Source organism: Labilibaculum sp. (assembly GCF_963664555.1).
Lineage (GTDB): Bacteria > Bacteroidota > Bacteroidia > Bacteroidales > Marinifilaceae > Labilibaculum.
The window spans coordinates 3,016,466-3,032,102 of record NZ_OY761461.1; the positions used below are offsets into that span (position 1 = coordinate 3,016,466).

The 15,637-nt window shown below is 35.9% G+C and carries 7 protein-coding genes; all 7 read right to left on the reverse strand.

Annotated elements, in window-relative coordinates:
* Positions 1-14 precede the first annotated feature (14 nt).
* The gene (locus tag ACKU4N_RS12040) at positions 15-3,014 is read right to left on the reverse strand and encodes a SusC/RagA family TonB-linked outer membrane protein (RefSeq protein WP_321316566.1); all 3,000 of its coding nucleotides are present in this window, start codon (positions 3,012-3,014) and stop codon (positions 15-17) included.
* A gap of 352 nt (positions 3,015-3,366) precedes the next feature.
* Complete coding sequence (locus ACKU4N_RS12045) at positions 3,367-6,297, reverse strand: triple tyrosine motif-containing protein (RefSeq protein ID WP_321316567.1); 2,931 nt, start codon at positions 6,295-6,297, stop codon at positions 3,367-3,369.
* A 358-nt stretch (positions 6,298-6,655) separates the two neighbouring features.
* Positions 6,656-7,609 carry a thioredoxin-disulfide reductase gene (trxB, locus tag ACKU4N_RS12050; protein ID WP_321316568.1) on the reverse strand — a complete coding sequence of 318 codons (954 nt, stop codon included), beginning with the start codon at positions 7,607-7,609 and terminating at the stop codon, positions 6,656-6,658.
* 21 nt (positions 7,610-7,630) lie between these two features.
* Complete coding sequence (locus tag ACKU4N_RS12055; RefSeq protein ID WP_321316569.1) at positions 7,631-8,911, reverse strand: L-cysteine desulfidase family protein; 1,281 nt, start codon at positions 8,909-8,911, stop codon at positions 7,631-7,633.
* A 146-nt stretch (positions 8,912-9,057) separates the two neighbouring features.
* Entirely contained in the window at positions 9,058-11,856 is a 2,799-nt protein-coding gene (locus tag ACKU4N_RS12060) for a M16 family metallopeptidase (protein ID WP_321316570.1), read from the reverse strand.
* Between the two features lie 436 nt (positions 11,857-12,292).
* Positions 12,293-14,293, reverse strand: a complete 2,001-nt coding sequence (locus ACKU4N_RS12065; protein WP_321316571.1) for a protein-disulfide reductase DsbD family protein — start codon at positions 14,291-14,293, stop codon at positions 12,293-12,295.
* Between the two features lie 583 nt (positions 14,294-14,876).
* Positions 14,877-15,350, reverse strand: coding sequence for a protein-disulfide reductase DsbD domain-containing protein (locus ACKU4N_RS12070; RefSeq protein ID WP_321316572.1), 474 nt, complete (start codon positions 15,348-15,350; stop codon positions 14,877-14,879).
* Positions 15,351-15,637 lie beyond the last annotated feature (287 nt).

Consider the following 15,637-nt stretch of genomic DNA (forward strand, 5'->3'; position numbering starts at 1 on the left):
TCTGTTAAAATATCTTAGAAAGTAATATTAGCACCTATTGAAAAAACTCTGGCTTGAGGATAAATACCCTGATCTACACCTGTATAGAATACATTTTCGTTATTTCCAATTTCAGGTTCCAATCCGGAATACTCAGTAAATGTTAATAAATTATCACCTGAAACATAAATTCTAAATTTCTCAATATGCAATTTGTCTAATACCGATTTTGGTAAAGAGTATCCAATCTGAAGATTTTTAAGTCTTAAATAATCTGCATCTTCAACCATGTAGTCGGAGAAATTACCTTGATTATTGTTATTATCGCTCCAAGACACTTTAGGTGTCGAATTTGTAGAACCCTCTCCAGTCCAGCGGTCCAATACTGATGTTTGGTAATTCGCATTCGGCAAATCGTAACGACGGGTAGCGTCAATAATCTGATTTCCAAAAACACCATACCAAAACATACTTAAATCGAAATTCTTATAGGCGAAATTTAGATTTAAACCAACAGTGAAATCAGGATGTGGATCCCCTAAATTGATTCTATCAGCATCATCCATTTTACCATCCTTGTTTTGATCAACATAAATTAAATCACCAGGAGTAGCACTTGGTTGATGGGTTCCATTTGCATCAATTTGAGCTTGATTTTGGTAGATCCCATTTGTTTCCCATCCCCAGAAGTAACCAATAGGCTCGCCTTCTTTTGCAATGGTCAGATTTTTCATTCCTGAAGGACCAATATTTACATTACCGTAAATAATCCCTTCATCATTATTGATCTTCAACATTTTGTTTTTGTTCGCCGAAAAGTTAAGAGTTGCTCCATAAGAAAAATCATTGGATTTACCATTGTATCCTAATAATGCTTCGAAACCTCTGTTTTGAACAGTTCCTCCGTTAACGGTTGGAGCACTATTTCCAACATATCCTGGAATTGGCGCATCAATCAAAAGGTCTTTTGTTCTTTTATCGTAGTAATCCAAATTCATGTAAAAATTAGAACCAAAACGGATATCAAGACCTATGTCAGTTTGTTCTGAAGTTTCCCACTTAAGGTCTGGATTGGCAATCTTGGAAGGAGAAGAACCATTAACAACAGTACCTGCATTAAAATTATAATTGTGATTGTTCGCTATTGAAGATAAATACCTGAAATTACCGATATTTTCGTTTCCATTTTGCCCCCAACTTGCTCTTATTTTGACAAAAGTGACCGGACCTAATTTTTCCTTTAAAAAATCCTCTTCAGACATGATCCAACCAGTAGAAATTGAAGGGAAAATAGCATAACGATCATTTGGTCCGAATCGAGATGAACCATCACGACGAACAGTAATCGATGCCATATATCGATCTTTGAAACTATAATTGGCACGCCCGAACAAAGACAATAAAGAATTTGAGTCAAAGGTTCCTCCCGACGATTTACTTTCTATATTTCCAACATTATCAATGTAAGCATAATCAAGACCACCAATAATCAATTCGCTTCCACTACCACTTAGATTCTCATAATTGCTTGTCATTGCTGTAGTTCCTGCAATTACATCAATCTCGTGCTCTCCGAAAGTATTGTTGTAATTGATTGTTGTTTCCCAGTTGGTGCTGTACCAGTTGTTCATGGTTTTACTCACCATGGTTTTATCGTTCTTGGTGATTGTACTCAATTCGTAAATTGGAGTATAAACATCATGCCATTGGTATGCGTAATCAATACCTAATGATGTTTTCACTTTTACATGATCAACAACTTTGTATTCTGCATAAAGATTACCTACAATTTTGTCCGTTTTGTATTCATCATTTAAATAGTACATTCCGGCAACAGGATTAACAATTTCCTGCATGTTACGAATAGGTCTTCCAAATTCTCCATTCTCATTCTTAACCACAGCGATAGGATCAATATTTATAGCCCGAGCCAATGGCGAATTATAAACATTGTTAGGATCTACTCCTTGAGAAGTATAATGAGAATACACCATTGATGTTCCGACTTTTAACTTCTTATCGTAAGAGGTATAATCACCCTTTACACGGAAGTTAACACGTTCATAGCTCGATTTATCTTCTGATACAATACCATCCTGACTAAAGTAAGATAGAGCAGTTGAATACAAAATTTTATCAGTACCACCGTTCAAAGACAAGGTATGACTTTGTATTGGCGCATTTTTTCTGAATATTTGATCTTGCCAGTCTGTTCCTGAACCAATACCTGCAATTTCAGAATCCTGAATCCAATCAGGTGAAGAACTGTTTTTACCAGCATTCAATAATGATTCATTAATAATCATGGCGTAATCCTGTGCATTCAAAACATCCATTTGTCTCCATGCATTCTGAATACCATAGTAACCATCGTAAGAAAGCTTTGCAGCTCCTTGAGTTCCTTGTTTTGTGGTAATAATTACAACTCCATTCGCACCCCTTGCACCATAAATAGCTGAAGCCGAAGCATCTTTCAAAACCTCCATACTTCCAATATCGGTAGAAGCCAAGTAAGAAATATCGCCTACTGGATTGCCATCAATAATATAAAGCGGCTGTGAATTCCCGGTGGTACCAATTCCTCTAATATTGACAGACAAGCTTGCACCTGGCTGACCTGAATCCATTGTTACCTGTACACCTGAAACCTGTCCTTGCAGAGCTTGCTCCGCACGTTGAATTGGCATCTTTTGAATATCCTCTGCCTTTACCGATGATATAGAACCTGTTACAGAGCTCTTTTTCTGAACACCATAACCAATAACAACTACTTCATCCAAGCCCATATTATCTGTGACCATTATAACATTGATCACTTCTTGTGTTCCCACACGAAACTCCTGCGTGGAAAAACCAACCATCGAAAACACAATTATATCGTCTTCATCAACTTCAATAGAGTATTTTCCATCAAAATCTGTTGAAGTTCCAATAGTTGTTCCTTTTACCACTACCGAAGCAAATGGTATGGGTGTACCATCCTCTGCCGAGGAAACGACACCAGTCACAGCATGCCCTTGCGCGAACGTTGTCATGCAAAAGAATGTGAGAAATAAAAACAAAACCGTTTTTTTCATAAATTAGTTAGTTAAGATTAGAAATTAGTTGGATGCTCTATTTGCACAGTCTGCACCTACAACGATTGCAATGTAAGGCCAACAATCCTACTTAATCAAAAAAATGGATACATCACAAACTCAACAGCTCTAAAACACCAATACATCATTACTACATCACAGCACAATTACATCCTTATAAAATATTGATTTTTAAGAATTTAACTTTTATTAACAATTTAATATTTTTTAAATACACCATACATCAAATTTAAAAAGGGCTAATGATTTTCATCATTAGCCCTTTTTAAAACAGAATTATTTTGGCTGCTTATACTTTCAAAATAAAATCAATTAAATTTTCTTCCCGTGCAATATTAAATTTTTTCCGCAAACGATACCGGCTTATTTCTACTCCACGAACAGAAATATTCATCAGCGGAGCAATTTCTTTTGACGATAGGTTCATTCTTAAATAAGCACAAATTCGTAAATCTTTTGGTGTTAATTGCGGATGCAACACTCGTAATCTTTTCAGGAAATCTTCGTGTACCTGATCAAAATGTACTTCGAACTGCTCCCAATCCTGCTCGCTATTGAATTCAGCATCTATAGTTTTCATTAATTGCCTTACTTGAACAAGTGCTGTTGGATCTTTAATCTTTTTCAGGGCTTTTTTTAGTTCTCCTACCGAATAGGAAAGCACCTCGTTTTTATGAATGATATTCATAGTTGAACCGGCTAATTCACGGGTTTTAAATTCAACTTCGCTATGCAATTTATCATTCCGTAGTTGTACAATCTCCTTTTCGGCAATTAGTGCCTCTTCCCTAAACTTTTGTTCCTTTAATCTCAGCTCTTCTTCCTGTTTCTTTTTTAACTGATTTTGCAAATACTTAATTCGATATCTTATAATAATAATGATAGCGTAAATGCAGAACAGTGCAAATAGAATATAAATAGCAAATGCTGTATGAGAGCGATACCAAGGAGGAAGAATGGTAAAATAAAATGTATCCTTGGCTGATTTAACTCCATATTGATTCTCGGAAACTACTTCAAATACATATTCTCCCTCGGGAAGATTAGTATACTCTTTTTGAGAATTATTTACCCATAATGATGGAATTTCATCAAATCCAATTAATTGACATTGATATTGAACTAATTCCGGGTTGCTAAATTGAGGCGCAGAATATTTGAATCGAATGGCATTGCTTTTATAAGGTAATTCAATTCTATTTTCATTATCCGAGTCAAATTGAATTGCATTGGCATTGGAATAAGTTCCATAATAAATAACAGAATCTGTTTTCCCACTTATACGAACTTCTCTAATGATAGTCTGAAATGGATCATTGTATTTTTTCACAACTGTAGGATCATAATGAACAAATCCATCCTCATTCCCAAATAATACATTTTCCTTATCAACAACCGTAACATTCTCAAAAGCTCCAATAAAAGATGATTTTAAGGGAGCGAATGGCTTTTTCAGCATTTCATATGAGTTGTCTACTTGTGATTTTAATAAACCTACATTTTCAGCTTGAAAAAACCAGACATCACCATTTTTTTGCTCAAATAATTTATTCACTGGTTCTTCGCTGTCAAATATATTATTTAAAGACTGATACACTTCAAATTGATCAGATTCTGCAACATATTTATAAAAACCATTGCTGGTTGAAAAAACAATATCATCACGAAGTTTGTGGACATCAATACCCAGGTTTGACTTAAAGCCATCTTCTACTCCATAAAATCTGTACTTTGTACATTTATCCAAATCTTCATTTAAGACCAAACGATACACGCCTTTGTAACCATGACACATCCAAATCGTATTGTCATCATTCCAAACCATTTCTCTGCATGATTCATTGAAACCTTCAATTCTTTTAACAAATTTCCATTTATTATTCGTTTGTTTCGATTTCTGATAAAGTACTAAACCTTTATAGGTTCCACCAATCATTACATTCGGAAACTCTTTTTTATAAATGTAATTCCACCCTCCGGCTATATCAGAAATCAATTTTCCTACCTTTTTATCAATACTAAATGTTCCTTTATTATGTCCGCAAATAAGCTCCCCGTCAACTACTTGCAAATGCCATACTTGTCCCGAGGTATTCTTAACCAATTCGAAAGCCTCTTCTCCATTGCTTAAGCCCCTCGAAAAATCATATTTCCGGGCAAATAATCCAGTGTTGGTTCCCAGATACAAATACCCATCATGATATATTGATGCATAACCTGCTCCAAGATCTTTATCTTTTGGAAAAATGGTAAGAGGAGAACTAATTTCCAAATAATCGATTCCATTATCCAATCCAACCCATAAATTTTCTTTTTGATCCAAAAACAGACTTAAAACGGTATTGTTCTGTAACCCTTTTTCAGTATTGATATTTTGTATTATTTGTCCTTCCTTGTTAATGATATAAACACCATTCCGAACCGTTCCAAAAGCAAATTTTGAATTCCCAAGTGACATTCCTGTATATACCTGATCAGTTTTTAATTTTTGACTAAGCTCATTGTTCCATGAAGTCATCTGAGTACCATCATACAGAAACAAACCGTCTAATGCCGTAGCAATTAAAATCAGATTATTCGAAAAGGGAAGCAAACTAACAACCTCCTTATCAACGAATAACTCACCTCCTTTCACTACATCTAAAGATCTTCCATCGAGCACACAAAGTCCTTTTTTTTGATCTCTTACAAAAAACTGATCCCCAACAAGAAAACTAAAATGAAATTCATTTTCATTCTGAATTTGTGAAATTGCACCATCTCTATAATAGAATATTTTTTGAAACGAATGAAATAGAATACCTTTTTTATAGGGGAAGATCTGCCAAACTTCATCAAATTTCCGATCATTATCAGGCAAAAGATCAACGAGAGAATGATAGCTCAACTTCCCTTGATTATCGGGCTTTAAATATCCAAATTCGTTATATGCACCAACAAATACCTGCCCCAAACTATCTACTGCCAACGAACGAACAACTGAATTATTGGGCATTGGAATCACACGCCAATTGTTTCCATCAAATTCCAATACTCCCTCATTATTAGCAAAATAAAGCAACCCATTGGGTGTTTGTGCAATGTCCCAGTTCTGAGTTCCTCCTTTGTAATGACTTCGGGAGAAATTTTTTATAAAAGGAATCCCATTGTTCTTCACTCCTGAAAAAGCGAAAAAACCGGTAAGGGAAATTAAAAGGAAAATAATTGAAATTCTTTTCAAGATAGGATCTGTTTTGTTTCGCTGAAATTTAAGAGGTTTCTAAGAATAATCCAAACTAAAAGAATATTGGTTCTTTTATTCTATATTAAATCTTCTCAATTTTAAAGCTTCAACAAAAAAATATCATGCACTAGGTCACTTATTTGCGTTTGTTTAATGATAAAAACGCCCATCAAACAAATATTTGATGAGCGAATGAATTATTTTAACTTTTATTGTTTACAAAAAAGAGGCAATCCCAACCATTGACTTAAAACGAATACATGTCTGAAATATACGGATTTGCCTGCCTTACTGAAAATTTACAACATAAAGAAAACTATTTAGTAAGTCGGGATGCAGAAAGCTAACTCATAAGCTAGTTCATTCCAGCCAGATATCTTTCTGCCTCAATAGCAGCCTGACATCCTGATGCTGCTGATGTTATTGCCTGCCGGTAATTTGGGTCTTGTACGTCGCCACAGGCAAAAACTCCTTTAATGTTTGTCATTGGAGTGCCTGGCTGAGTTAGAATATAACCTTGTTCATTTGTATCAATATAATCAGAGAATACATCTGAATTGGGATGATGACCAATAGCCAAAAAGAATCCATCAATAGCAATTTTCACTTCTTTTTCCATTGGAGTACCGGATTTACTAATTAATATACAGCCTTCTACCCCATTTTGTCCTGTTAACTCCTTAGTAGAGTGTTCGAATAAAATTTCAATGTTCGCTGTTTTAAATACTCTTTCCTGCATTGCTTTCGATGCTCTTAAAAAATCTTTGCGGACAATTAGGTAAACCTTTCTGCACAAGCCAGCTAAGTAAGAAGCCTCTTCGCAGGCTGTATCGCCACCGCCTACAACTGCAACATCTTTTCCTCTGTAGAAAAAACCATCGCAGGTAGCACAGGCTGAAACACCCGAACCTCTAAATTTTTCTTCGCTCTCTAAACCCAAATATTTAGCCGTAGCTCCTGTAGCTATAATTACCGAATCGGCTTCAATATCTTTATTCCCATCTACTTTTAATTTAAACGGCCGTTCGTTCAAATTTACTTGAGTAACAATACCCCAGCGGCAATCGCAGCCAAATCGTTCGGCTTGTTTTTTTAGTTCGCCCATCATTACAGTTCCAGTTACTCCTTCTGGATATCCCGGGAAATTATCAATTTCAGTAGTTGTGGTTAATTGTCCGCCTGGCTGCAAACCTTCATAAACAACAGGATTTAAATTTGCTCTTGATGCGTAAATTCCGGCAGTATAGCCTGCTGGTCCCGAACCAATTATCAAACACTTTACTCTTTCTATATTCTCTTTACTTTCCATCTTTTTCTTCTTTCTATATTCTTAAGAAACTTTCTTCATCTTTTCCAACATGGTCTTAAGAATCACCTCGTCGGTTACTTCCATTCCCTCATTTGCCAAACGACCAATATTCCGAATAGTAGCTTCCACATTATCATCAACAATACCATTCATTCCATTCAAACAATTGTGATTCATAGCTAATAATGATGATTGAATTGCGGCACTTACGCTTGCCGCAATTTTATGCGAACAACCATACTTTGCGCCATCACAAATCATACCGGTTACACCCCCTGTCATATTCTGTAATGTCATCCCCATTTGTTTAAAATCACCTCCCATAATGTAAGTAATTCCACATCCTGCACCGGCAGTAGACAATAATACGCCACAAAGTGCCGATAACTGACCTACAAAAGATTTCATGTAAATGGTAACCAATAATGCCAAAGCCAAAGCTCTTAGTAATTTCTCATGACTCACTTTAAATTCCTCTGCGGCAACAACCACAGGCAGGGTAACACTTATTCCCTGGTTTCCGCTGCCACAATTAGACATCACAGGCATTGCACTGCCTGCCATTCTTGCATCTGAAGCGGCGGCTGTAAGCATTATGGACCGGCTCATTAAATCCTCCTTAAGGATTCCTTTCCGGATATTAATCATCATCGATTTACCCACCTGAAGTCCGTAATTTCCCTTTAAACCTTCCTCTGCGATGGACTTATTAAGCTTTACTCCTTTTTCAATGAAAGCGATATCGGCTATGTCAACGGTATTGATAAACTCATAAATACTACTAAAGTTCCAGTCTTTCATACTAATACCGGTATCTTTTACCGATTCAGAAGTACTGCTGTAAATAATACTTCCATTTCGTTCAGCTAAAACCACATTTGTGTGTCGATCCTGAATCACAACACGACCTGTATTTTCACCCTTAAAGCAGATGCATTCGATGTACAGTTTAGCCACACCATATTTTACATCTACCTGAACTTTTCCTTGGCTCACAAAGGTTTGCGCCAATTCAACAATGTCAGGACTAATTCTATCCAGAACTTCTAATCCTGCCATAGGATTTCCTCCCAAAGCACCCAAAGCCCCTGCAATCGTTAAACCAACCATACCCGAACCTGGAATTCCAACTCCCATTCCATTCTTAAAAATGTTTCCACTTACGTGAAATTCAATTCGCTCGGGAATTTGGTTCAAGATCTCTCGTGCTTTTGCTGCAGCATAAGCCACCGCTACCGGTTCCGTACACCCAAGTGCCGGAACAAACTCTTCTTTTAGTTTTTGTAGGTAAACTTCCTTCATTACTGATTTTTCAAGAAAAACACACTTTATGTTTTTCGATAATTTACTTGTGGTTGGTTAATAGTTTAAGACAAAAGAGCGGACCGGTCAATCATTCTTACCAACCGGTCCTAACTAAATCAAAACAGACTAATGATTTTGTTGTACTACTTTTTAGGATTCATGATTACTTCAACAGTATTCACGTTCTTTAATATTTCTTTTACAAATTTCTGAATCGAGTTTGCATCAATATTTTCAATCAATTTTATGTAATCTTCCTTAGAAGTCAGTTTTGAACCTAACATTAGATTGTTTTGGATACTGCTCATCCAGAAAGAGTTTTGCAATTCAGCTTCTTCTCTGCTTTTAATGAAATTGTTCTTAATCTCATTTAAGTCAACAGCATCACAAGCTTCATTTTGAATTTTAACAATTTCCTCCTTGACAATTTCAACCAAACGATCACGCTTTTCAGGATTACAATCGAAACTGATATTCAATGAGAATTCCGGTGTTGGTAGTTTAGATGATGATGGACTAACTCCAACACCATAAGATCCACCTTCCTCTTCACGAATCGTTGTCATATATCTTTTAGACAGAAGTTGAGACACTACGTTAAGCATCACTCTGTTCTCTAATGTATAATCAAAATCACCTTGTATTGCATAAGTAACTGTCGTTTTCGGCACTGCCATTTCACGATCGAAGATTCTGCTTGTTTTTCCTTTAGAAGGGCCCACTTTATGATCTACAAATGCTTCTTTTTTGTTTATAGAGCTGATGTTACCAATATACTTCTGGATTAGGGGCAAATGCTCCTCTTCGTTAATATTACCAACAAAGATGAAAGTAAAGTCACTCGCATTGGAAAAACGCTCTTTATAAATCTCAACTGCTCTTTTAAAGTCGATCTTATTAATAAAATCTTCTCCAAAAAGCAAAGTACGTGGAGAATAATTTGTCGATAATAAAGCTATAGTATCCTGAAGTGCTTTATTATTGTCTACTTTTATGTTTGCAACATAATCTCTCATACGTGCCATCTGTGCACTAAAAGGAGCTTCTTCGAAACGAGGTGCTTCAAAATTCAGGTAAAGCAATTGTAGTAAAGTCTCAAAATCCTGAGGAGAAGCAGAACCTGAAAATCCTTCTGTCAATTCTCCTAAACTTGCATTCAAACTAACAATTTTACCTGCTAATTTTTTCTGTAACTGAGTTGCATCAAACTCACCAACACCAGACATTTGAGAGATTCCTGTTGCCATATCTGCGGAAGCAAGATCTTTATCAGCAATTAATGATGTTCCACCAAAACTGAAAGAAGACATCGAAATTTCATCCTTACTGTATTCAGTAGGTAAAATTACAACTTTTGCACCATTTTCTAGAACATAACCACTGGCATCAGTCCCTTCAACTTTAAATTGGCTTGAAATTTTTACTGTTTTTAATTTCTTAGCAACAAGAGGCTGATTGCCAGCTTCATCTACATAAGCTTCAACATTTGATGATTTCACTTTAGCTGCAACCGCTAATAATTCTTCTTTAGTTGGGTAAACCTGCGTTTCGTTATCAGGACCTTGTAATACTAATGCTGAATTATCAACATTAGAATAAGAATTAACAAATGCATTCACCTCTTCGAGTGTGATAGCAGGAATGGTTTTAGCGGCAAATTCCATTTCCCACTCCAAGGAAGGAAATGGTTCTGCTTTTAAGAACAAGTCTGCTAATTGCTCCGCCCACTTATCATTTGTAATTTTGCTGTAATTTGCAGCATATGATTCATATGATCTCATGTATTGCACCTTGGTTCTCTCAAGCTCCGAAGCAGTAAAACCATAACGTTTAACACGTTCCAATTCTGTTAGTGCTTCAGAGAATGCCTCCAGTTCTTTACCCCTTTTAGGCATCACGTAAATATAATCACCACCTTTGGTACGGGCTAAATCAAATCCACCAACCTGAATACCCATTGCCGAGCATTCCAATTTCTTAGTTTTCTCAGCAATACGGGCAGTAAGCATCTGATTGAACATGCCTTTAGCCATATCGTTTCTTTGTGTTACTTCGGTCTTTACAGCATCCAAATCGCTACGGAACAACCACATGATACTCAGACTTTTTTGTTCCTTATCTTTAGCTGCAACATAAGCTACTTCTTTAGAATCCTCAACTTGAGTATAAGTACGCTCAGCAGCGTTCTTCGGCATTGGAATTTTCGAGAATAAAGCCTGTACTTTCTCTTCTATCTCTTCAGCATCAATATCTCCAACAATAACTACAGCTTGTAAATCCGGACGATACCACTTGTCGTAATATTCGCGAAGTGCTGAATGTTCAAAATGATCAATCACATCCAAAGAACCGATCACATCACGCTCTGCATACTTCGAATTATTATACATCACCGATGATGTTTGATCTCCCAAACGCTTACGAACATTTCTTCTGGTACGCCACTCTTCATGAATAACACCACGCTCCGACTCAATTTCTTTGCCTTCCAGCAATAATCCTCCTGACCAGTCATGCAAAACCAATAAAGCCGAATCCATCAACCCTTTACTCCCTGTAGGAATATTACTGATATTATAAACAGTTTGGTCCTGAGCAGTATAAGCATTAATATCACGTCCAAAAAGAATACCATTTTTCTCCAAATAATCAAGCATGTTCTTACCTGGAAAATTTTCCAAACCATTAAACGCCATGTGTTCCAGAAAGTGAGCCAAACCATTTTGAGAATCTTCTTCAAGAATCCCTCCAACGTTTTGTACAAAATAAAAACTGGCGCGGTCTTTTGGCTCCTCATTATGCATCACATAATAAGTTAAACCATTAGATAACTTACCTTGCTTCACCTTTGAATTCAATGGAATCGTTGTTGTATACTGAGCTTGGGAAACCAAACCAGAAAATAAAATACTCGCAAAGAGCAGTGTTACAATTTTATTCATACGTTAAATTTTACTTTATAATTTCTTCTCATTAAAAATCCGAGAGAAAAGTGTTCTCAGGTTGCCATTAATTCCTAATTGATAAAACTTGTGTTGTTCAATTGGGAATCGATGGGTGGTCTTCATAGCATAAAATTAAATTTCGAAAAAAAGAGCAGGGAGTTTCTTAGATCAGATATTGGGGTAAATAACTTAACGTCCCTGCCCTTTTCACCACTAACTACTGTTTGTTGTTGTTTATCTTGATTTTGTTTTATCAGCTTTAGAATCTATTCAAGTTTGATGATGAGATGACAGGGATTGCCGGCCCTGCCATCTGCATCAACCCTACTAACCACGTTTTCATTCTTTACCTATGAAAACTCACTAACTAATATTGATTCTTAAATGCCTTTTTATTGTCCTGTTAAAACAAAATAATTTCTCTTTTAATCAACTACTTAATTGCCGCTGCCGTTTTTTTTTGCTTGAAATTTTTAATTCCTTCATCCAGAAATCTTACAAAATTGTTTACATCTAAATCGTAAGCTCTTGGTGTAGCTACATCTTTACCGTCCGAATCAAGCAGGCAGTAATATGGCTGAGCATTTATATTATATCTTGTAATTTGAAAATCTGCATTTTTCTTTCCTAAAGTCTTCTTCTTTTTACCATCATAATTGGAAACAATCCACTCTTCTTTAGGCAATTCTGTTTTATCATCAACATACATGGCAATAACAATGTAGTCTTCCTGCAAACGCTTCAACACTTGTGGGTCAGACCATACATTCGCTTCCATTTCGCGGCAGTTAACACAACCGTGACCTGTGAAATCCATAAATACAGGTTTGTTTTGCTGTTTTGCTGCTGCCATTCCTTCCTTGTAATCGAAATATCCGTTTAAGCCATGAGGTAAATGTAAAAAGTCAGAATACTTAGCGCTATGGGCTTCCTGATGAACTGCTCCGCTATTGCCCGCATTATTTCGTACAATCTGATTGATATCAAAATCCTGAGTTGCTTGTGGTGGAATATATCCTGAAAGAGCTTTTAAAGGGGCTCCGAACATTCCTGGAATCATGTAAACGACAAACGAGAAGGTTACAACCGCCAATAATAAACGAGGAACACTAACAAATTTCAGTTCACTGTCATGAGAAAATTTCAATTTACCTAATAAATACAATCCCAATAAGGCAAACACTACAATCCAAACTGCAAGATAAATTTCACGATCTAAAATTCCCCAATGGTAAGTTTGATCAGCAATACTTAAGAATTTTAAACCTAAAGCCAATTCTATAAAGCCTAAAACAACTTTTACTGAATTTAACCATCCACCCGACTTCGGCATTTTATTCAACCATCCCGGAAAAATGGCAAACAATGTAAATGGCATAGCAAATGCTGTTGAAAATCCTAACATTCCAACAATTGGCATTAAAACTTCACCTCCTGCCGAGGCAACTAAAATGGCGCCCACAATAGGTCCTGTACATGAGAACGAAACCAAAACCAAAGTAAATGCCATAAAGAAAGCACCCAATAATCCACCTTTATCTTCGTTTGATACAGACTTATTCACCATCCAGCTTGGCATGGTAATTTCGAACATTCCAAAAAAGGATGCCGCAAATACCATAAAAATTAAAAAGAAGAAAACATTAGGAACCCAATGCGTTGATAGAAAGTTGGCAAAACCCGGCCCCATAACAACAGCGAGTAAAGTACCAATAAAAGAATATATCGCAATAATAGAAAATCCATAGAAGAAAGCCTGCATTCTACCTTTGGCCTTGTTTTCACTGCTGTGCATAAAAAAACTAACCGTCATAGGAATCATAGGGAATACACAGGGAGTAAAAATTGCGGCTAAACCACCTAAAAAGGCAAAAATAAATACTGCCCAAAGTCCTTTCTTGTCTTTAGATTCTTTTACCGGTGCCGGTGCTTCAGCTTTCACTTTTTGTGCTGCTGTTGCAGCTCCACCTTTAATTTGCAAATCAAAATCATTATCCCCCATTACACATTGTCCCGAAACATCGGAACAAGTCTGATATTCGAAGGTTCCTTTTACATGCAGCGGCAATTCCTTCACCAAAATACTTTGGCGCATCTCAGCTTCATTCTCGAAATAGCTTACTTCACCACCCCAAACTTCATCCTGATGCTTATGGGCATTGATTGGTTTTACTTCACCTATTCGTTCGTAGCTTGAATTTTCGGTAAAATCAAATTTAATGACTATTGGTCCCAACTCTGGGTCGAAATCGTTTGAGTATACATGCCACGATTTATCAATCGATGCCTTAAAAACAACATCCAGCTGATCGCCTACTTTTACCTCTTTATTCGAAAACTCAACTTTCCACTTGGCAGGTTGCAAGACTTGTCCAAACGAAAATCCGCTAAACATTACCATCAGAATGGCAAAAACTGTAAATTTCAATTTCATTATTTAATTATTTTATAAATTGGATATTGCTCATTTAGGTATTATCCAATGCAATTGAGTTGAATTGGTTTTTTTGATTCTTCTTTTACTTCTGTCTTGTTACTGTAGAGACAACCAAAACCAGTAATAGGGTGAAAACTAAAATGAAAAAAAAGCTAATATTTGTTAATTACTAAGCTATTACAAGCACCTCAATTATCATTCACTCCATTATTTTGTTTATTCAAACTAATGTAATTACACTGATAATCTATACAAATCAAAAATGCTTTCAATCCAGATTAGATAAAAATTACGATTCTATAAAAGTTCACGTTTTTAGTAATATTTTTTATCGGATCAGAACAAAAAGCTGTGTTTTGGTTCGTGTTTCATTAAAAATGTAAGGTTTTGCTTATGAAATTATCAACTTCCCGGTCTTAAAAATGATAATCTCTGTAGTTGCCCTTTGATATTAGGATACGATATACAAACAAAAAAACCACCTGACAGGTGGTTTTAATTCAGAATTTAATCGATATACTAACTAATTAAACTCCTGTAAAGTATTGGTGTGATTAAAAATTTTGGCAATGGTTAACATTTAGTTAGCCGGATAAGTAATATCAAACTCATCATCTCCCATTACGCACTGTCCACTTACATCAGAACAGGTCTGAAATTCGAAGGTTCCTTCAATTTTCAATGGTAAGTTCTTAATTTTTATTTGCTGGCGCATTTCAGCAGTGTTCTCAAAATAACTTACTTCGCCTTCCCATGTTTTGTCGTAATGCTTTTTGGCATTTATTGGCTTCACATTTCCAATTCTCTCATAGCTTTCATTCTTTTCAAAATCAAACTCAATTAAAATCGGACCCAATTCCGGATCAAAATCGTTTGAATACAAATGCCAAGTCTTATCAATAGTGGCCTTAAATACAATATCAATAACTTCTCCAACTTTAAATTCCTTTTTTGACAACTCTACTTTCCATTTCGATGGAGTTAAGATTTGTCCAAAAGATGATCCGCTTACCATCATTAGCATGATAACTAAACCTGTAATTTTCCTCTTCATATTCTGCATTTTTGTTTGCTGTTTCTATTCAGAAATTTCTCTTACTTATATTTAAGACAATAATCAACACACATTGGGTGAATATGAAAACAGAAAAATTTGTTAAGATTTGTTAATCCATAAAGGCTTGAACTTTTAATACTCATTTCAAAATCCATTTTCCTTTTTTTAACGCCTCTGTGTTTGGTGCTCTTTGTCCTACTGAAACAACTAAAGAAGAACATCATTCATTCACTAAGAAAATAGCCGGAACTGTTTTCAATCGGCAACTTGTGGCATCCAATTGG

Coding starts and splice junctions, on each gene's coding strand:
- ACKU4N_RS12040 (WP_321316566.1), bottom strand. CDS start 3,014: ATGACAACGTTCGCGCAAGGGCATGCTGTGACTGGTGTCGTTTCCTCG.
- trxB (WP_321316568.1), bottom strand. CDS start 7,609: ATGGAAAGTAAAGAGAATATAGAAAGAGTAAAGTGTTTGATAATTGGT.
- ACKU4N_RS12055 (WP_321316569.1), bottom strand. CDS start 8,911: ATGAAGGAAGTTTACCTACAAAAACTAAAAGAAGAGTTTGTTCCGGCA.
- ACKU4N_RS12060 (WP_321316570.1), bottom strand. CDS start 11,856: ATGAATAAAATTGTAACACTGCTCTTTGCGAGTATTTTATTTTCTGGT.
- ACKU4N_RS12065 (WP_321316571.1), bottom strand. CDS start 14,293: ATGAAATTGAAATTTACAGTTTTTGCCATTCTGATGGTAATGTTTAGC.
- ACKU4N_RS12070 (WP_321316572.1), bottom strand. CDS start 15,350: ATGAAGAGGAAAATTACAGGTTTAGTTATCATGCTAATGATGGTAAGC.